Here is an 18596-nt window from a genome sequence, read left to right on the forward strand (position 1 = left end):
GCCGCCCTGCCGTACGGTTTCCGCAGATGAGAGAAACACCCCGCTCGCAGGGGACTGCGGGCGACACCGGAGCGGAGCGTCCCCAGCCCCGCTTTGGTCGTGCCTTCGCGCACACCACTGGAGATTCAGGCTCTGGAACTCCTTGCCGATCGGACGGCCGCCCGCCCCAAACCCCCCGGGGCGTGCGGTACACCGATACGGACGGCCGCCCCGGAACTACCCCCCCTGTTCCGGGGCGGCCGGCTTTTCTCCCCGGATCCCCCGGATCCCCCGGCGCACCCAAATCTCCCGGACCCTTCGGGTTCCTCCGGTCCCCCAGGGTCCTGGCCTTCGCGCTCTGCGCGCTCCTCTTCCCGCTTCTGACCTGGCAGGCCGCCGCGGGCGGACCGCTGCGCGACGCCGATGAACGGCTCGGCCGGGCGCTCGCCCGCCAAGGGCCCACACCTCTGACGGAACTCCTCGCGGACCTCGGCGCCATGCCGGTGGCGCTCCCCGTACTGGCCCTGGCGATCGGATACGCCGTGTGGCGCGGGCAGCGCGCACGGGCCCTGGCCGCCGGGATCGCCATGGCCGCCGTCCCCGCGCTGGTCGTACCGCTCAAGATCCTGACCGACCGGCAGGGACCGCTGACCGACGCGACCGGCTACTACCCCTCCGGGCACACGGCGACGGCGATGGTGGCGTACGGCGGCGCGGCGCTGCTTCTCGCGCCGTACACCCGGCGGAACTGGCCGATGCCCGTCGCCGTCGTGCTCACCCTGGCGACGGGCATCGGTCTCGTACTGCGCGGCTACCACTGGCCGCTGGACGTCCTCGGCAGCCTGGCGCTGTGCGGAACGCTGCTCCTGGCCCTGGAGCGGACGTTCCGCGCGGTCGGACCGCCCGGTCTCAGCGGGCGGCCGTCCGCTCTCAGCCGAAGTACGCGTCGAAGTTCCGGGAGAACTCCCACTGGTTGAAGCGGTCCCAGTTGATCGACCAGGTCATCAGTCCGCGCAGCGCGGGCCAGGTGCCATGGGTCTGGTAGGAACCGCAGTCGGTCTTCTTCGTCAGACAGTTCAGCGCCTTGTTGACCTCGGCGGGCGAGGTGTGTCCGTTGCCCGCCTGGGTCGAGGCCGGGAGGCCGATGGCCACCTGGTCGGGGCGCAGCGCCGGGAAGACCTTCGAGGTGTCACCGGCCACCGGGAAGCCGGTGAGCAGCATGTCGGTCATGGCGATATGGAAGTCGGCGCCGCCCATCGAGTGGTACTGGTTGTCCAGCCCCATGATCGAGCCCGAGTTGTAGTCCTGGACATGGAGCAGGGTGAGATCGTCCCGGAGGGCGTGGATCACCGGGAGGTAGGCCCCGGCGCGCGGGTCCTGGCCGCCCCAGGGGCCGGATCCGTAGTACTGGTACCCGAGCTGTACGAAGAAGGTCTCGGGCGCCATCGTCAGGACGAAGCCCGCGCCGTACTTGGCCTTGAGGGTCTTGATCGCGGAGATCAGATTGACGATGACCGGGGTGGTGGGGCTGCGGAAGTCGGTGTCACCGGTGTTCAGCGAGAGCGAGTGGCCCTCGAAGTCGATGTCCAGACCGTTCAGACCGTACTCGTCGATGATCCTGGAGACCGAGGAGACAAAGGTGTCACGGGCGGCGGTGGTGGCGAGCTGGACCTGGCCGTTGGCGCCGCCGATGGAGATCAGGACCTTCTTGCCGGCGGCCTGCTTGGCCTTGATGGCGGCCTTGAACTCGGCCGCCGACTCGACGTTCGGGCACTCGGCGACCGGGCAGAGGCCGAACCGTATGTCGCCGGAGGTGACCGACGTGGGCTCGCCGAAGGCGAGGTTGATGACATCCCACGAGGCCGGCACATCCGCCATCCGCGTATAGCCGGAGCCGTTGGCGAAGCTGGAGTGCAGATAACCGACGAGGGCATGGGCGGGCAGGCCCCCGCCTCCTCCGTCTCCCCCGCCGCCGGTGGCGGACGTGGTGGCGCTGACGGCCGATGAGAGGGCCGACGTCCCGGCGGCGTTGGTCGCTGCGACCTGGAAGCTGTACGCCGTGGACGGGCTGAGCCCGGTGACGGTCGCCGAGGTGCCGCTGACGTCGAGGGCCTTGGTGCCGCCCCGGTAGACGGTGTAGCCGGTGGCGCCGGTGACGGGCGACCAGGAGAGGGCGACGGAGGAGGAGGTGACCGAGCCCGCCCTCAGGCCGGTGGGGACGGCCGGAGGCTGGGCGGGGGTGCCGCCGGGGCCCACCAGGGTGAGATCGTCGGCGTAGTAGGCGGGGGTGCCGTACCAGCCATGGGTGTAGACGGTCACCGAGCTGGTGCTCGGCCCGGTGCGGAAACTGGTGGTGAGCTGCTGCCAGCCCGGCGCGGACGGCGTCCAGGTCGAGACATCGGTCGTACCGGTCCCGGACGCGCCGAGGTAGACATAGCTGCCCTGGACCCACGCGCTCAGCGTGTACGCGGAGTTCGGCTGGACCGCGACCGTCTGGGAGCACTTGGCGTTGTCGCTGCCCGCCGGGGTCCCCTTGAGCGCGCCGCCGCCGCCGTGCACGGGTGTGGAGACGACGGCGCCGCTGCCGGCCGTACAGCTCCAGCCGCTGAGACCGGACTCGAAGTTTCCGTTACGGGCGATGTCCGCGTCGGCGGCACGCGCCGTCTGCGCGGCGGCGACGAGTCCGCTCGCGGTGAGGACGGCGGCCGCGAGGGCGGCCACCAGTCTGGGGTAGAGAGCCGGACGTCTGGATCGTTCCACAAATGCCTCCGGGCATGGGGGGAGTTGACGTGGCGGGGCGCGCACAGCATGGTCCAGACCAATTGTTTGGTCAAGACCTCTGACACCACTGCGCCCGCCCCGCGCCCCGCCCGCTCACCGCCCGTCGTCCTCCCGGTCCCCCTCGGCCGCGTCACCGGGCCTGTCCGCCATCCCGGCCGCCGCCTCGTGCATCGCCAGTTCGAGCAGCGACGGGTCGGTGAGGGTGCCCGCGCCGTCCGGCGGGATCAGCCAGCGCATCCCGCCGCTCGCCCGCCCCGGGTACGGGACGACGATCCAGGTGCCGCGGCCTGCGCCCCGTACGCCCGTACCGAGCCAGCGCGCGGCCGTCCCCGGCGGTACGAAGAAGCCCATCCGGGAGTCGCCGAAGTCGGCGAGAACCGGTCCGGGACGGTCGACGAGCCTGGTCAGCACGTCGAGCGTCGGATAGCCGAGATCGCCGGGGAGGATCAGTACGTCCCAGCGCCGGCCGGCGGGCAGGAGAGCGATCCCGAGCGGGTTGCGCTCCCACTCCCACCGGCAGGCCTCGGGATCCGGTGCCACCGATGCCAGCCACTCCACCGCGCCTTGTGCCCCCGAGCCAGTCATAAGCCCGGCCTCCCATCCGTATTGTTGGACAGTGTGTCCACAGGAGGCGAGACACGGATGGCGCCGGTGGATGACGCGGGTTCGGACGACTACTTGCCAGTGATCTGACTCACACCACAAAGACCCGGACCGCTGCCGGGCATCGGCCGCCGGTGACGGGGGTGACGGGTAGGACTGATCGGCCGGAGAGCGCGCCTAGCTGTCGAAGCCGAGACCCAGCCGGTCCATCGTGCGCAGCCAGGCATTGCGGCGGCCGCCCCGGGCGTCCGCGCGCGCCAGCGACCACTTGGTGAGGCCGATCCCGGCCCAGGCGGCCGGCTCGGGCGGGAACGGCAGCGGCTTGCTCCGTACCATCTCCAGCTCCGTGCGCTCGGTGCGCTCACCCGCCAGGAGATCGAGCATCACCTCACCGCCGAACCGGGTCGCCCCGACACCGAGACCGGTGTATCCGGCCGCGTACGCGACCTGACCGTCGTACGCCGTGCCGAAGAAGGCCGAGAAGCGCGAGCAGGTGTCGATCGCACCGCCCCAGGCATGGCTGAAGCGCAGCCCCGCCAACTGCGGGAAGCAGTCGAAGAAGTGCGTGGCGAGCTTGAGATAGGTCTCCGGACGGTGGTCGAGCTCGGCACTGAGCCGTCCGCCGTACGGATAGACCGCGTCGTAGCCGCCCCACAGGATCCGGTGGTCGGGGGTGATCCGGAAGTAGTGGAACTGATTGGCGCTGTCGCCGAGCCCCTGACGGTTCTTCCAGCCGATCGCGCTGAGCTGTCCGTCCGTCAGCGGCTCGGTCATCAGGGCGTAGTCGTAGACCGGGACGGTGTATGGACGGACCCGTCTGACCAGCGACGGGAAGACATTGGTGCCGAGGGCGACGCGCCGTGCGAAGACCCTGCCGTACGGGGTACGGACCGCCATCCCGGCACCGGTCCGCCGGGCACCGGCCGCTCCGGCACCCGCCGGCCCGGCCCCCGCCGGCCCCGCGCGCCGTCCTACGCGGGCCAGTTCCAGCCCGCGGGTGTTCTCGTAGAGCCGTACGCCGAGGTCCAGACACGCCTGTTTGAGACCCCAGACGAGCTTGGCCGGATGCAGCATGGCGACCCCGCGCCGGTCCCACAGCCCGCCGAGAAAGGTCGGTGAGTCGACTTCGGCCCGTACCGCGTCCCTGTCGAGCAGTTCGAGCCCGGTGAAGCCGAGCCCGGTCGCCTCCTCGTACAGCGCGCGCAGATCGTCGAGCTGGTACGGCTCGGTGGCGACATCGATCTCGCCGGTGCGCTCGAAGGCGCAGTCGATCCCGTAGCGGGCGACCGTCGCCTCGATGGCGTCGAGATTGCGCTCGCCGAGCTCCTCCAGTCTGCGCAGCTCGCCCGGCCAGCGGGCGAGTCCGTTGCCGAAGCCATGGGTCAGGGAGGCGGAGCAGAAGCCGCCGTTGCGGCCCGAGGCGGCCCAGCCCACCTCGTGGCCCTCGATCAGTACGACATCACGGCCGGGATCGCGCTCCTTGGCGAGCAGCGCGGTCCACAGTCCGCTGTAGCCGCCGCCGATGACAAGGAGATCGCAGTGTTCGTCGCCGGTGAGGGCGGGCAGCGCCCCGGGCCTGCCGGAATCGTCCAGCCAGTACGGGACCGGCTGTGCGTCGGAGAGTGAGGTCAGGGCAGTACGCATGGCACCTGGGGCCATGTCTTCCAACTCCTTCGTAACCTGGTCGTGGCGCCCTCGGCCGCCGCGCCGGGCCGACCTTGCCGGCCCGGCGGGAGCGCTCGGGGCGCCACGGGATGTCACACGGCGGCGGTCTTCTTCCGCCGGTTGCTGACGAGCTGGCCGGCGACCACCATCAGTACCGCGATGACGAACATCGCCGTGCCGATGACATTGATCTGCACCGGTGTGCCGCGCTGTGCCGAGCCCCAGACGAACATGGGGAAGGTCACGGTCGACCCGGCGTTGAAGTTGGTGATGATGAAGTCGTCGAAGGAGAGCGCGAAGGCGAGCAGCGCGCCCGCCGCGATCCCGGGGGCGGCTATCGGCAGGGTGACGCGTACGAATGTCTGCACGGGCCCCGCGTAGAGATCGCGCGCGGCCTCCTCCAGCCGTGGGTCCATGGACATGACCCGTGCCTTGACGGCCGTCACCACGAAGCTGAGGCAGAACATGATGTGGGCGATGAGAACGGTCCAGAAGCCGAGCTGTGCGCCGAGGTTGAGGAAGAGCGTCAGCAGCGAGGCGGCCATCACGACCTCGGGCATGGCCATCGGCAGAAAGATCAGCGAGTTGATCGAGCCGCGCGCCCGGAACCGGTAGCGCACCAGCGCGAAGGCGATCATCGTGCCGAGCACGGTGGCACCGAGCGTCGCCCAGGCGGCGATCTGGAGCGAGAGGGTCAGCGAGCCGCACAGATCGGCGACACCGCAGGGGTCCTTCCAGGCGTCCAGGGAGAAACGCTGCCAGGAGTAGTTGAACCGCCCGTTCGGCTTGTTGAAGGAGAAGACCATCACCACAAGGTTGGGGACGATCATGTAGCCGAGCGTCAGCAGGCCCGCGAGGACCACCAGATTGCGCCGGATCCAGCGTGTCATATCCGTCAGAACACCCATCAGACCAGGTCCTCCGTCCCTGCGCGGCGGATATAGACGGTGACCATCAGCAGGACGACCGCCATGAGGATGAAGGAGAGCGCGGCGGCCGTCGGATAGTCGAGGACCCGCAGGAACTGTGTCTGGATGACGCTGCCGACCATCTTGGTGTCGGTGGAGCCGAGCAGTTCGGCGTTGACGTAGTCGCCGCTCGCCGGGATGAAGGTGAGCAGCGTGCCGGAGACGACACCCGGCATGGAGAGCGGGAACGTCACCTTCCGGAAGGTGGTCAGCGGTCTGGCGTAGAGATCGCCCGCCGCCTCGTGGAGCCGGCCGTCGATACGCTCCAGCGAGGTGTAGAGCGGCAGGATCATGAACGGCAGGAAGTTGTACGTCAGACCGCAGACGACCGCCATGGGTGTGGCCAGGACGCGGTTGCCCTCGGTCCAGCCGAGCCAGCTCGTCACATCGAGCACATGGAGGGTGTCCAGCAGACCGACGACCGTGCCGCCGTCCGCGAGGATCGTCTTCCAGGCGAGCGTACGGATCAGAAAGCTGGTGAAGAACGGCGCGATGACCAGGACCAGCAGCAGATTGCGCCAGCGGCCCGCCTTGAACGCGATGAGATAGGCGAGCGGATAGCCGAGCAGCAGACACAGGACCGTGGCGGTGCCCGCGTACAGCAGGGAGCGCAGGAACTGCGGGTAGTACTCCTGGAGCGCGTCCCAGTAGGTCTGGAAGTGCCAGGTGACCTCGAAGCCCTGCTCCAGGGAGCCGGTCTGTACGGAGGTCGAGGCCTGGTAGACCATCGGCAGCGCGAAGAAGACCAGCAGCCAGAGGATGCCGGGCAGCAGCAGCCAGTACGGGACGAGCCGCTTGCGGGTGGAGGTCCTGCGCGGCGGCGGCTCGGACCCGGCGGCGGACGGAGTGGGCGGGGTGGGCGCGGCGGGAGGGGCTTGCGTGGTGGTCACGAGGCCTCCTCGGCCACGGTTCCGGTGCCCGCGTCGATGTCCATGGCGGCGTCCAGCCCGAAGCTGTGTGCCGGGTTCCAGTGCAGTACGACCTCGGCGCCGGGACCGAGACGGGCGTCCCGCTCGATGTTCTGCGCGTAGACCTCGAAGCCGGGACAGACCGGACTGTCGATCACATACTGCGTGGAGACACCGATGAAGCTGGAGTCGGCGATCCGCCCGGTGATCCGGTTGCGGCCGTCGGGGACGGTCCCCGCGTCGTCCGCGTGTGCCAGGGAGATCTTCTCGGGCCGTACGCCGACGAGCAGTTTGCCGCCGCTCGTGGTGGGCGCGGAGCACCGGTCCGCGGGCAGCCGCAGCTTGGCGCCGCCCGCCGTGACCACCACCTCACCGCCGCTGGTCCCGGCTATCTCGGCCTCGATGAGATTGGATGTGCCGAGGAAGTTGGCGACGAAGGTGGTGTTCGGGTTCTCGTAGAGATCGGCGGGGCTGCCGAGCTGCTCGACCCGGCCCGCGTTCATCACCGCGACCGTGTCGGCCATGGTCATGGCCTCCTCCTGGTCGTGGGTGACATGGATGAAGGTGATGCCGACCTCGGTCTGGATGCGCTTGAGTTCGAGCTGCATCTGACGGCGCAGCTTGAGGTCGAGGGCGCCGAGCGGCTCGTCGAGCAGCAGGACCCGCGGGTGGTTGATCAGCGCGCGGGCGACGGCGACACGCTGCTGCTGGCCGCCGGAGAGCTGGTGCGGCTTGCGCTTGGCGTACTCCCCGAGCTGGACCAGATCGAGCATCTCACCGACCTGCTTGCGTACGGACTTGATCCCGCGGCGGCGCAGTCCGAAGGCGACGTTCTCGTAGATGTCGAGGTGCGGGAAGAGCGCGTAGCTCTGGAAGACGGTGTTGACCGGGCGCTTGTACGGCGGCAGTCCCGTGACATCCGTGTCCCCGAGGAAGACCGTGCCGGTGGTCGGTTCCTCCAGGCCGGCGATCATCCGCAGCGTGGTGGTCTTGCCGCAGCCCGACGCGCCGAGGAGGGCGAAGAAGGAGCCCTGGGGCACGGTGAGGTCGAGCGGCTCGACGGCGCGGAAGGATCCGTATGTCTTGCTGATCCCGGTGAGGCGGACGTCGCCGCCGCCCCGGCTGGTGGATGCGGTCTCTGTCATGGGTAACGGTCCCGGGGATGAGAGGTGGACGGGCGGGCGGCGGGCGCGCGGCTACGCGCCGATGAGCTTGGCGAACTTCTCCTCGTACGCCGTCTCTTCCTTGCTGCTCAGCGAGCGGAAGGCGTGCGAGGAGGCGGCCATCGCCGCGTCCGGGAGGATCAGCGTGTTGTCGGCCATCGACTTGTCGATCTTGGTGAGTTCGGCGCGTACCCCGTCCACCGGGCAGACGTAGTTGATGTACGCGGCGAGCTGGGCGGCGATCGGCGGCTGGTAGTAGTGGTCGATAAGCCGCTCGGCGTTGGTCTTGTGCCGTGCCTTGGCCGGGACCAGCAGATTGTCGCTGGAGATGATGTAACCGGTCTCGGGGATCGCGAACTTGACGTCGGGGTTGTCGTTCTGGAGCTGGACGACATCCCCGGCCCAGGCGACGCAGGCGGCGATGTCGCCCTTGTCGAGGTCCGCGGTGTAGTCGTTGCCGGTGAAGCGGCGGATCTGCTTCTTGTCGACGGCGCCCTGGAGCCGGGCGATCGCCGCGTCGAAGTCGTCGTCGGTGAAGCTCCCCGGGTCCTTGCCCTGGTCGAGCAGGGTCATCCCGACGGTGTCCCGCATCTCGGAGAGAAAGGCGACGCGGCCCTTGAGCTGCGGGTCGTCCAGGAGCTGGGAAACCGATTCGATCTCGCGTCCGCCAGTCGCCCTGGAGTTGTAGGCGATGACGGTGGGGATCCCGGTCCACGGATAGCTGTAGGCACGGCCCGGATCCCAGTCGGGCGAGCGGAACTGCTGGGAGAGATTGGCGTACGCGTGCGGCAGGTTCGACGGGTCGAGCTTCTGCGCCCAGCCGAGCCGGATGATCCTGGCGGCGAGCCAGTCGGTGACGCATATGAGGTCACGGCCGGTGTCCTGGCCGGCCGCGAGCTGCGGCCGGATCTTGCCGAAGAACTCGACGTTGTCGTTGATGTCCGCGGTGTACTTGACCGTAATTCCGGTGCGTTCGGTGAACGCGTCCAGCGTGGGGTAGTGCTTCTCGTCCTCGCTGACGTCCATGTACTCGGTCCAGTTGGAGAAGACGATCCGCTTCTCCTCGGCCGAGTGGTCGGTGGACGCGGGTCCGTCGTCCTCACGCTTCGCGGGCGGGATCCCGCAGCCGCTCAGACCGGCGAGCCCGCCGATCGCGAGCGCGCCGACGCCGGTGGCGCGCAGCATCGAGCGGCGGGTGAGGGCGCCCCGGCCGCTGGTCACACTGCGCCGCACGGCGGCCAGTTGGGCCGCGGAGAGACGGTCGGGCTCGTACTGCTCCATGCGCTGTGCCCTTTCGGGTGGGTGAGAAGACCGGTGACCGACCGGTCCAGGTCCTAACAGCGGTCGCCGAAGATCGTGCGGTGCCAGTCCTTCCTGGCCACCGCGGTGTTGTCGTACATCACATGCTTGACCTGGGTGTACTCCTCGAAGGAGTACACGGACATGTCCTTGCCGAACCCGCTGGCCTTGTAGCCGCCGTGGGGCATCTCACTGATGATCGGAATGTGGTCGTTGACCCAGACACAGCCGGCCTTGATCTCCCGGGTCGCGCGACCGCTGCGGTAGACGTCGCGGCTCCAGGCGGAGGCGGCGAGACCGTACGGGGTGTCGTTGGCGAGGCGGATGCCCTCGTCGTCGGAGTCGAAGGGGAGGACGACGAGGACCGGTCCGAAGATCTCGGACTGGACGATCTCGCTCTCCTGGGCGGCGTCCACGATGAGCGTGGGACGGTAGTACGCGCCCTCCTTGAGCTCCCCTCCGGGCGCCTCGCCGCCGGTGACGACCCGCGCGTGGCGGCGGGCCCGGTCGACGAAGCCGGCGACCCGGTCCCGGTGGGCGTGGGAGATCAGCGGGCCGAGGTCGGTCTCCGGGTCGAGGGGGTCGCCCATGCGTACGGTCTCCATCAGCGCGGCGACCCCGGCGACAAAGGCGTCGTAGAGGGGACGCTGGACATAGGCGCGGGTGGCGGCCGTGCAGTCCTGGCCGGCGTTGATGAGCGACCCGGCGACCGCGCCGTGCACCGCCGCTTCCAGGTCCGCGTCGTCGAAGACGAGGAAGGGGGCCTTGCCGCCGAGTTCCAGATGCAGTCGCTTGACGGTGGCGGTGGCGATCTCGGCGACGCGCCGGCCGACGGCGGTGGAGCCGGTGAAGGAGGTCATCACGACATCGGGGTGGCCGACGAGATGTTCACCGGCGTCGGGGCCCGCGCCGGTGACGACATTGATCACACCGTCGGGGAGTCCGGCCCGCTGGGCGGCCTGCGCGAACATCAGCGAGGTGAACGGGGTGATCTCGGCGGGCTTCAGCACGATGGTGTTGCCCGCGGCGACGGCCGGGAGGATCTTCCAGGCGGCCATCTGGAGCGGATAGTTCCAGGGCGCGATGGAGCCGATGACACCGATCGGCTCGCGGCGGACGTAGGAGGTGTGGTCGCCGCTGTACTCACCGGCCGAGACGCCGTCGAGATGGCGGGCCGCGCCCGCGAAGAAGACGGTGTTGTCGACGGTGCCGGGCACGTCGAACTCGGTGGAGAGTCTGATCGGTTTGCCGCACTGGAGCGTCTCGGCGTAGGCGAAGTCCGCGGCCTGTTCCGCGAGGACCTCGGCGAAGCGGTGGAGGGCGTCGGAGCGCGTGCCGGGGGTGGCGCCCGCCCAGCCGGGGAACGCGCCGAGCGCGGCGGCGACGGCGGCGTCGACATCGGCCGGTCCCGCCAGCTCGTATGTGTGGATCTCCTCGCCCGTCGCCGGGTTCACGACGGCGTGGGTACGTCCCGACGTGCCCGGCCGGAGCCGCCCGCCGATGAACTGCGCACCGTCCACGAAGCGGTCCCGCACCTGGAAGCGGTTGGTCATGACGCTCTCCATTGGCCCAGTTGTAGCTCCGGCTTCAATTGAGTGCCGATCCTGACAGAGCACATGCTGCTCAACAAGGGATTCCGTTGTTGCCTTTTGGTTACGCGACGGAATCGGTCGACCATGTGTCGCGTCGGGGTGCTCGGAGGCATACGGACTGTCAGTGGTGGCTGCCAGACTCGCGTGCATGGTGAATCAACGGGGGAGCGTGGTCCGTACGGCGGCCGGGCTGGTCGAGCGGGCGGAGCGCGGCGAGAAGATCAAGTATCTGTGCTTCTGGGGGCACACCCCGCGGGCGGACGGCACGCTGGGCGCGAGCTGTCTCAGCCAGTGGTGGCCCTCGCCCTTCACGGTCGACGGGGTGGAGTACGCGACGGCCGAGCACTGGATGATGGCGGGCAAGGCCCGGCTCTTCGGGGACGAGCAGGCGGAGCGCGCGGCCGTCGGCGCGGCGAATCCGGCGCTCGCCAAGGAGGCGGGGCGGCTGGTGCGCGCCTTCGACGAGGCCGTCTGGCAGCGCGAGCGCTTCGGCATCGTGGTGGCGGGCAGCGTCCACAAGTTCGGACAGGATGCCGGGCTGCGGGCGTTTCTGCTGGGCACGGGCGAGCGGATACTCGTCGAGGCCAGCCCGATGGACCGGATCTGGGGCATCGGACTGGCCTCGGACGATGAGCGCGCCCAGGATCCCGGCCGCTGGCGCGGGCTCAATCTGCTGGGGTTCGCACTGATGGAGGCGCGCGAGCGGCTCCGGTCGGCGTGAGGAACGCCTGGTGACGGGAGCGGCCGGGCCGGGCCCGGCAGGGATCAGTGGCGGGTGCCGGCCACGAGCGAGGTGGCGAACGGATCGGTGTCCGTCGTGTCGAAGCTGTCGTCGTTCGCGATCGCCCAGATCAGGAAGGCGAGGAAGGCGGCGCTGATCAGGGCGCCGATCGAGCCGAGGACGATACCCGCGAGCGCCATCCCGCCGTTGGTCGCCTCGCCCCGCCGTGCCTTGCGGCGGCCGACGATCCCGAAGATCAGCGCGAGGACACCGACAACGATGCCAAGGCCCCAGAAGCAGAAGGCGACGACGGCGATGATGCCCAGCACCAGCGCGGTGACACCCATGCCGTTCGACGGACCCGGCTGCCAGCCGGTGGTGCCGTAACCCGGGTATCCGGCGGCGGGGTAGCCATAGCCCGGTGTGGCGCCGTAGGGGGTCGCCGACTGCTGGGCGCCCGGTGCCGGCTGCGGCGGGACGCCGGGGTAGCCGTACGGGCCGGGCGCCGGCTGGGCCGGTCCGCCGGGGGCGGTCGGCGGTGGCGGTACGGCGCCGGGCTCGCCTCCGGGTATCCCGAGGATCGTGGGCTGCTCATGCACGGTTCCGCCGTGCGGCGGCGGTTCCTGGTGCGTCGCCGGACCGTCCAGCGGCGCCTTGTGCTCCGGCGGAGCCCAGGGATCGCTCGGCTCGTAGCCGCCGGACGGCCGCTCGCTCTTGTCAGACATGTGCCTCCCCCATCGTGTTCCGTCATGCTACGGCCTCCGCCCTGGGCGGAACGGGCCCGGCCTACGATGATCCCTGACCCGGGCGGCCCCGGGCAGGGGGCGGGCGACCACCGTCCCGCGGAACACCGCACCAGCCTCACCACGGGCACCCGCCCCACCATCCGGAGGATCCCGATGACCGATCTGCGCCCCTTCATCGCGGGGCTGCCCAAGGCCGAGCTGCATGTCCACCATGTCGGCTCCGCCTCGCCCCGTATCGTGGCCGAACTGGCCGCCCGGCACCCGGACTCCCAGGTGCCCGCCGACCCCGAGGCGCTCGTCGAGTACTTCACCTTCACCGACTTCGCGCACTTCATCGACGTCTATCTCTCCGTCGTGGATCTGATCCGTACGCCCGAGGACGTCCGGCTGCTGACCTTCGAGGTCGCCCGTGACATGGCCCGGCAGAACATCCGCTACGCCGAGCTGACCGTCACACCGTTCAGCTCGACCAGCCGCGACATTCACGAGGTGGCCTTCATGGAGGCCATCGAGGACGCCAGGAAGGCCGCCGAGAGCGAGCTGGGCGTCGTCCTGCGCTGGTGCTTCGACATCCCCGGCGAGGCGGGGCTGAAGGCGGCCGAGGAGACCGCCCGGCTCGCGGTCGACCTGCGTCCTGAGGGCCTGATCGCCTTCGGTCTCGGCGGCCCCGAGATCGGGGTTCCCCGGCCCCAGTTCAAGCCGTACTTCGACCGTGCCATCGACGCCGGGCTCCACTCCGTACCCCACGCCGGTGAGACCACCGGGCCCGAGACCGTCTGGGACGCGCTGCGCGATCTGCGCGCGGAGCGTATCGGCCATGGCACCAGCTCCGTCCAGGACCCGGAGCTGCTCGCGTATCTCGCCGAGCACCGCATCCCGCTGGAGGTGTGCCCCACCTCCAACATCGCCACCCGCGCGGTCGCCGATCTCGACGAGCACCCGATCAAGGCGATGGTCGCGGCCGGTGTGCTGGTGACGGTCAACAGCGACGATCCGCCGATGTTCGGCACGGACCTCAACCAGGAGTACGCGGTCGCCGCCCGGCTGCTCGGACTGGACGAGCGGGGAGTCGCCGGTCTCGCGAAGAACGGGGTGGAGGCGTCCTTCCTCGACACGGCGGGCAAGGAGCGGCTCGCCACGGAGATCGACACGTACACCGCCAAGTGGCTCGCGCGGTAGCGACGATGACCGGCGACGGCGAGGAAGCCGCGCGTACCGTGGTCGCCGTGGGCCACCGGGGCGATCCCTACCGGATCCGTGAGAACACCCTTCCCTCGGTGCGCTCCGCGCTGGAGCGGGGGGCCCATGCCGTCGAGATCGACGTACGGCTCACCCGCGACGGGGTGCCCGTCCTGCTGCACGACTCCTCGCCGAAGCGGCTCTGGGGCCATGACCGCCCCCTCGCGGAGCTCACGCACCGGGAGCTGGACGAACTGACCGGCGGCGGGGTGCCGACCCTGCGGGAGACGCTCATGGCGGTGGACGGGGCCCGGCTCATGATCGATCTCCCCGGCGCCACGGCGGAGTCGGTGCGGACGGTCGTGGGTACGGTACGCGAGTGCGGAGCCGCCGAGCGGGTCTACTACTGCGCGGGCGCGCGCACCATGCTCGCCGTCCGGGCCGCGGACGCGGGCGCCGAGATCGCGATGACCTGGACGACGCTCGCGCCGCCACGCCCCACGCTGCTCGCGGCGGTCCGGCCGCGCTGGCTCAACTACCGCTTCGGGCTGATCAGCCGGGAGCTGGCCGACCGCGACCACCGCGACGGACTGCTGGTCTCGGCCTGGACCGCCGACACGCGGCGCAGTATGCGCCGGCTGATCGCCCGGGGTGCCGACTCGATCACGACCAACCGCGTCGACGTCCTGTCCGCCCTCCTGACCGGCTAGGGAGCCCCGCGGCCCGGACGCCCTGCCGACGGTCGCCCGCGCGCAGGGAGCGGCCCGCGCACATGGAGGAGAAGGAGCAGCAGTGACCGACGACCGGAGCCCCCGGCGTATGGCGGAGCGCGTACGCTCCGGCATCGCCCACAATGCCCGGGTATAGAACTACTGGCTGGGCGGCAAGGACAACTATCTGGTGGACCGCGAGGTCGGTGACCGGATCACCGGCATGTATCCGGGCATCCGCGAAGTGGCGCGCGCGGACCGGGCGTTCCTCGGCCGGGCCACGGTCGACAACACCCATGAGGTGGCCCAGCGGATCGCCCCCGGGTCCCGGATCGTCCAACACCGCCGATCACCGCGCGCTGCCGGGCCGACATCGCGTCGTTCGTGGCGGGCCTGGAGCTGCTGGAGCCGGGCATCGTCTCCTGCGCGCGCCGGCGTCCCGACCCGGACGAGGAGGAAGTCACGGCGGAGGTCGCCCAGTTCGGCCTGGTGGCCCGCAAGCCCTGACGGCGCCCAGAACGGTACCGGCCGTCACGGACGGGCGGGCCGTACGGGGCGGGCGGCGGACAAGCTGTCCGCCGCCCGCCCAGGCGCCGGTCGTCGGTCGTCGGTCGTCGGTCGTCGGGTGCCGCGTAAGGCGTCCGCGTCAGGCGTCGAGCGACGTCATCACGTGCTTGATGCGCGTGTAGTCCTCGAAGCCGTAGGCCGAGAGGTCCTTGCCGTAGCCGGACTTCTTGAACCCGCCGTGCGGCATCTCCGCGACCAGCGGGATATGGGTGTTGATCCACACACACCCGAAGTCCAGTGCCTTCGACATCCGCATCGCGCGCGCGTGGTCCTTCGTCCACACCGAGGAGGCGAGCGCGTACTCGACGCCGTTCGCGTACTCCAGTGCCTGCGCCTCATCCGTGAAGGACTGGACGGTGATGACCGGGCCGAAAACCTCGTTCTGGATGATCTCGTCGTCCTGCTTGAGTCCGGAGACGACGGTCGGCGCGTAGAAGTAGCCCTTGTCGCCGACCTGGTGGCCGCCCGCCTGGACCTTGGCGTGCGCGGGAAGGCGCTCGATGAAGCCGGAGACCTGCTTGAGCTGGTTCGCGTTGTTGAGCGGCCCGTACAGCACGTCCTCGTCGTCCGCGGCCCCCGTCCTGGTCTCCGCCGCGGCCTTCGCCAGCGCCGCCACGAACTCGTCGTGGATGGACTCGTGCACCAGGACGCGGGTGGCGGCCGTACAGTCCTGCCCCGCGTTGAAGTAGCCCGCCACCGCGATGTCCTCGACGGACTTGGCGATGTCCACGTCCTCGAACACCACGACCGGAGCCTTGCCGCCCAGCTCCAGATGGACCCGCTTGACGTCCTTGGCCGCGGACTCGGCGACCTGCGTGCCCGCCCGTACGGAACCGGTGATCGAGGCCATCGCCGGGATCGGGTGCTCGACCATGGCCCGGCCGCTGTCGCGGTCGCCGCAGATGACGTTGAAGACGCCCTTGGGCGCGATCGCGCCGATGATCTCCGCCATCAGCAGGGTCGAGACCGGGGTGGTGTCCGACGGCTTGAGCACCACGGTGTTCCCCGCGGCGAGGGCCGGCGCGAACTTCCAGACGGCCATCATCATCGGGTAGTTCCAGGGCGCGACCTGGGCGCAGACCCCGACCGGCTCACGGCGGACGATCGAGGTGAAGCCGTCCATGTACTCGCCGGCCGAGCGGCCTTCGAGCATCCGGGCCGCGCCCGCGAAGAAGCGGATCTGGTCCACCATCGGCGGGATCTCTTCGGTACGGGTGAGTTCGAGCGGCTTGCCGGTGTTCTCGGACTCGGCGGCGATCAGCTCCTCGGCGCGCTCCTCGATGGCGTCCGCGATCTTGAGCAGTACCTTCTGGCGCTCCGCGGGAGTGGTGTCGCGCCAGCCGGGGAAGGCGGCCGCGGCGGCCTCCATGGCGGCGTCGACATCGGCCTGTCCCGAGAGCGGGGAGGTGGCGTACACCTCGCCCGTGGCCGGGTTGACCACCTCGATGGTCCGCCCGTCGGCGGCGTCCCGGAACTCCCCGTTGATGTAGTTGCGCAGCCGGCGCAGCTCGGTGGTCACTGCCACCCCTCCTCCTGGTCGCTCATGCTCGGATGTCCGATGGGTGAGACACCCCAACCCTAGCCCGTCGGCCGACGCTTTCGACAGGTCAACCCCCCGGGAACTTCGGATTCGGTGAGATAGAAGCCCTTCAACAACGAATATCATCGATGGAGGGTTGCGGGACGGACGAGTCGCAGTGCACAGTGAGGCGCGTGGCCAGTCGTAACGCAGACTCCAGAACAGACTCCGGGTCCGGTTCCAGGACCGGGAACGGATCGTCGTCGTCGATCGATGCCGTCTCTCTCGCCATCATCGAACAGCTCCAGGAGGACGGACGGCGCCCCTACGCGGCGATCGGCAAGGCCGTCGGTCTCTCCGAGGCGGCCGTACGCCAGCGGGTCCAGAAGCTGCTCGATCAGGGCGTGATGCAGATCGTCGCCGTGACCGACCCGCTCACCGTGGGCTTCCGACGGCAGGCGATGGTCGGGATCAATGTCGAGGGCGACATGGAGACGGTCGCGGACGCCCTGACGGCCATGGACGAATGCGAGTACGTGGTGATGACCGCGGGCTCCTTCGACCTGATGGTGGAAATCGTCTGCGAGGACGACGACCACCTGCTGGAAGTCATCAACAGAAGGATCCGCGCGCTCCCCGGCGTGCGCTCCACCGAGAGTTTCGTCTATCTGAAACTGAAGAAGCAGACCTATATGTGGGGAACCCGATAGCCGTGAGCAAGGACCTCTCCAGAACCGCGTACGACCACCTGTGGATGCACTTCACCCGCATGTCGTCCTACGAGAACGCGCCCGTGCCCACCATCGTGCGCGGTGAGGGCACCTACATCTTCGACGACAAGGGCAAGCGCTACCTCGACGGCCTCTCCGGGCTGTTCGTGGTGAACGCCGGCCACGGCCGCCACGAGCTGGCCGAGACCGCCTACAAGCAGGGCCAGGAGCTGGCGTTCTTCCCGGTGTGGTCCTACGCCCACCCGAAGGCGGTCGAGCTGGCCGAACGGCTCGCCCACTACGCGCCCGGCGACCTCAACAAGGTCTTCTTCACCACCGGTGGCGGTGAGGCGGTCGAGACCGCCTGGAAGCTCGCCAAGCAGTACTTCAAGCTGACCGGCAAGCCGACCAAGTACAAGGTGATCTCACGTGCCGTCGCCTACCACGGCACGCCTCAGGGAGCCCTGTCCATCACGGGTCTGCCGGCCCTGAAGGCGCCGTTCGAGCCGCTCGTCCCGGGTGCGCACAAGGTCCCGAACACCAATATCTACCGCGCGCCGATCTATGGCGACGACCCCGAGGCCTTCGGCCGCTGGGCCGCCGACCAGATCGAGCAGCAGATCCTCTTCGAGGGCCCCGAGACGGTCGCGGCGGTCTTCCTGGAGCCGGTGCAGAACGCGGGCGGCTGTTTCCCGCCGCCGCCCGGATACTTCCGGCGGGTCCGCGAGATCTGCGACCAGTACGACGTGCTGCTCGTCTCGGACGAGGTCATCTGCGCCTTCGGCCGGCTCGGCACGATGTTCGCGTGCGACAAGTTCGACTACGTACCGGACATGATCACCTGCGCCAAGGGCATGACGTCGGGCTACTCCCCGATCGGCGCCTGCATCATCTCCGACCGGCTCGCGGAACCGTTCTACCAGGGTGACAACACCTTCCTGCACGGCTACACGTTCGGCGGCCACCCGGTCTCGGCCGCGGTCGGTCTCGCCAACCTCGACATCTTCGAGCGCGAGGGTCTCAACCAGCATGTGCTCGACAACGAGGGCGCGTTCTTCGACACCCTGAAGAAGCTGCACGATCTGCCGATCGTCGGCGATGTGCGGGGCAACGGCTTCTTCTACGGCATCGAGCTGGTCAAGGACAAGGCGACCAAGGAGACGTTCACGGACGAGGAGACCGAGCGCGTCCTGTACGGGTTCCTCTCCAAGGAGCTCTACGAGAACGGGCTGTACTGCCGCGCCGACGACCGGGGCGACCCGGTCGTCCAGCTCGCGCCGCCGCTGATCTCCGACCGGTCGACCTTCGACGAGATCGAGGGGATCCTCCGATCGGTGCTGACGGAGGCCTGGACCAAGCTCTGACGGCGCACGCGCCGGCCGAGCGGCGTGTACCACGCTCCGGCGGCGCGGTGGACCGGGCCGCGACCGACCGGACCACCCGCATGACGGCCCGGGTACCGCCTTTCGAGTGAGAAGGGCGGCAC

At 69.6% G+C, this 18596-nt stretch carries 16 protein-coding genes and 1 pseudogene; 7 read left to right on the forward strand and 10 right to left on the reverse strand.

The features are described 5' to 3' along the window. Positions 1-26: 26 nt before the first annotated feature. Positions 27-956, forward strand: coding sequence for a phosphatase PAP2 family protein (locus tag OG214_RS10705; RefSeq protein ID WP_405984616.1), 930 nt, complete (start codon positions 27-29; stop codon positions 954-956). Here OG214_RS10705 and OG214_RS10710 read toward each other — a convergent pair. From OG214_RS10710 to OG214_RS10745, 8 genes are all read right to left on the reverse strand, one after another. Further along, positions 910-2739 carry a chitinase gene (locus OG214_RS10710; protein WP_405984617.1) on the reverse strand — a complete coding sequence of 610 codons (1830 nt, stop codon included), beginning with the start codon at positions 2737-2739 and terminating at the stop codon, positions 910-912. The two genes, OG214_RS10705 and OG214_RS10710, sit on opposite strands and share 47 nt — an antisense overlap. Positions 2740-2853: 114 nt before the next feature. Beyond that, positions 2854-3345, reverse strand: a complete 492-nt coding sequence (locus OG214_RS10715) for a hypothetical protein (protein ID WP_363083372.1) — start codon at positions 3343-3345, stop codon at positions 2854-2856. A gap of 195 nt (positions 3346-3540) precedes the next feature. Further along, on the reverse strand, positions 3541-5022 hold the full coding sequence (locus OG214_RS10720) for an NAD(P)/FAD-dependent oxidoreductase (protein ID WP_405984618.1): 1482 nt from the start codon (positions 5020-5022) through the stop codon (positions 3541-3543). Between the two features lie 98 nt (positions 5023-5120). Beyond that, positions 5121-5936: an ABC transporter permease gene (locus tag OG214_RS10725; protein ID WP_363083374.1), complete on the reverse strand. Its 816-nt coding sequence runs from the start codon at positions 5934-5936 to the stop codon at positions 5121-5123. After that, on the reverse strand, positions 5936-6886 hold the full coding sequence (locus tag OG214_RS10730; protein WP_363083375.1) for an ABC transporter permease: 951 nt from the start codon (positions 6884-6886) through the stop codon (positions 5936-5938). Before OG214_RS10730 ends, OG214_RS10725 begins: the two co-directional genes overlap by 1 nt. After that, a complete protein-coding gene (locus OG214_RS10735; RefSeq protein WP_405984619.1) occupies positions 6883-8049 on the reverse strand; it encodes an ABC transporter ATP-binding protein in 1167 nt (388 codons plus the stop codon). The genes OG214_RS10730 and OG214_RS10735 overlap by 4 nt, the downstream gene beginning before the upstream one ends. A gap of 51 nt (positions 8050-8100) precedes the next feature. Continuing rightward, the gene (locus OG214_RS10740) at positions 8101-9348 is read right to left on the reverse strand and encodes a PotD/PotF family extracellular solute-binding protein (RefSeq protein ID WP_405984620.1); all 1248 of its coding nucleotides are present in this window, start codon (positions 9346-9348) and stop codon (positions 8101-8103) included. A gap of 53 nt (positions 9349-9401) precedes the next feature. Next, positions 9402-10919, reverse strand: coding sequence for a gamma-aminobutyraldehyde dehydrogenase (locus OG214_RS10745; protein ID WP_405984621.1), 1518 nt, complete (start codon positions 10917-10919; stop codon positions 9402-9404). Positions 10920-11106: 187 nt separating this feature from the next. Between OG214_RS10745 and OG214_RS10750 the strand changes: the two genes are divergently transcribed. Beyond that, positions 11107-11679, forward strand: coding sequence for an NADAR family protein (locus OG214_RS10750; protein WP_405984622.1), 573 nt, complete (start codon positions 11107-11109; stop codon positions 11677-11679). A gap of 44 nt (positions 11680-11723) precedes the next feature. Here OG214_RS10750 and OG214_RS10755 read toward each other — a convergent pair whose 3' ends face one another. Continuing rightward, entirely contained in the window at positions 11724-12404 is a 681-nt protein-coding gene (locus tag OG214_RS10755; protein ID WP_405984623.1) for a DUF4190 domain-containing protein, read from the reverse strand. A 174-nt stretch (positions 12405-12578) separates the two neighbouring features. Here OG214_RS10755 and OG214_RS10760 point away from each other — a divergent pair, with 174 nt between their 5' ends. The 3 genes and pseudogenes from OG214_RS10760 (at position 12579) to OG214_RS10770 (ending at position 14821) form a co-directional block, all read left to right on the forward strand. Then, complete coding sequence (locus tag OG214_RS10760) at positions 12579-13604, forward strand: adenosine deaminase (protein ID WP_363083381.1); 1026 nt, start codon at positions 12579-12581, stop codon at positions 13602-13604. A 5-nt stretch (positions 13605-13609) separates the two neighbouring features. Beyond that, positions 13610-14314, forward strand: a complete 705-nt coding sequence (locus OG214_RS10765; protein ID WP_363083382.1) for a glycerophosphodiester phosphodiesterase — start codon at positions 13610-13612, stop codon at positions 14312-14314. Positions 14315-14480: 166 nt separating this feature from the next. After that, a pseudogene (locus OG214_RS10770) lies at positions 14481-14821 on the forward strand (SAM-dependent methyltransferase). Between the two features lie 139 nt (positions 14822-14960). Here the strand turns inward: OG214_RS10770 and OG214_RS10775 are convergent. Next, the gene (locus OG214_RS10775) at positions 14961-16400 is read right to left on the reverse strand and encodes a gamma-aminobutyraldehyde dehydrogenase (RefSeq protein WP_363084049.1); all 1440 of its coding nucleotides are present in this window, start codon (positions 16398-16400) and stop codon (positions 14961-14963) included. 194 nt (positions 16401-16594) lie between these two features. On the opposite strand from OG214_RS10775, the gene OG214_RS10780 reads away from it, so the two are divergent. Continuing rightward, positions 16595-17110 carry an Lrp/AsnC family transcriptional regulator gene (locus OG214_RS10780; protein WP_363084043.1) on the forward strand — a complete coding sequence of 172 codons (516 nt, stop codon included), beginning with the start codon at positions 16595-16597 and terminating at the stop codon, positions 17108-17110. Then, positions 17095-18474, forward strand: a complete 1380-nt coding sequence (locus OG214_RS10785; RefSeq protein ID WP_363084044.1) for an aspartate aminotransferase family protein — start codon at positions 17095-17097, stop codon at positions 18472-18474. Before OG214_RS10780 ends, OG214_RS10785 begins: the two co-directional genes overlap by 16 nt. Positions 18475-18596: the final 122 nt, after the last annotated feature.

This window comes from Streptomyces sp. NBC_00872, from assembly GCF_045161915.1.
Classification (GTDB): Bacteria; Actinomycetota; Actinomycetes; order Streptomycetales; family Streptomycetaceae; genus Streptomyces.

Excerpts from the sequence above, each read along its gene's own strand:
- OG214_RS10755 (WP_405984623.1), bottom strand. The coding sequence starts at position 12,404 with ATGTCTGACAAGAGCGAGCGGCCGTCCGGCGGCTACGAGCCGAGCGAT.
- OG214_RS10760 (WP_363083381.1), top strand. The coding sequence starts at position 12,579 with ATGACCGATCTGCGCCCCTTCATCGCGGGGCTGCCCAAGGCCGAGCTG.
- OG214_RS10725 (WP_363083374.1), bottom strand. The coding sequence starts at position 5,936 with ATGGGTGTTCTGACGGATATGACACGCTGGATCCGGCGCAATCTGGTG.
- OG214_RS10720 (WP_405984618.1), bottom strand. The coding sequence starts at position 5,022 with ATGGCCCCAGGTGCCATGCGTACTGCCCTGACCTCACTCTCCGACGCA.
- OG214_RS10750 (WP_405984622.1), top strand. The coding sequence starts at position 11,107 with ATGGTGAATCAACGGGGGAGCGTGGTCCGTACGGCGGCCGGGCTGGTC.
- OG214_RS10765 (WP_363083382.1), top strand. The coding sequence starts at position 13,610 with ATGACCGGCGACGGCGAGGAAGCCGCGCGTACCGTGGTCGCCGTGGGC.
- OG214_RS10735 (WP_405984619.1), bottom strand. The coding sequence starts at position 8,049 with ATGACAGAGACCGCATCCACCAGCCGGGGCGGCGGCGACGTCCGCCTC.
- OG214_RS10715 (WP_363083372.1), bottom strand. The coding sequence starts at position 3,345 with ATGACTGGCTCGGGGGCACAAGGCGCGGTGGAGTGGCTGGCATCGGTG.
- OG214_RS10745 (WP_405984621.1), bottom strand. The coding sequence starts at position 10,919 with ATGACCAACCGCTTCCAGGTGCGGGACCGCTTCGTGGACGGTGCGCAG.
- OG214_RS10705 (WP_405984616.1), top strand. The coding sequence starts at position 27 with ATGAGAGAAACACCCCGCTCGCAGGGGACTGCGGGCGACACCGGAGCG.
- OG214_RS10740 (WP_405984620.1), bottom strand. The coding sequence starts at position 9,348 with ATGGAGCAGTACGAGCCCGACCGTCTCTCCGCGGCCCAACTGGCCGCC.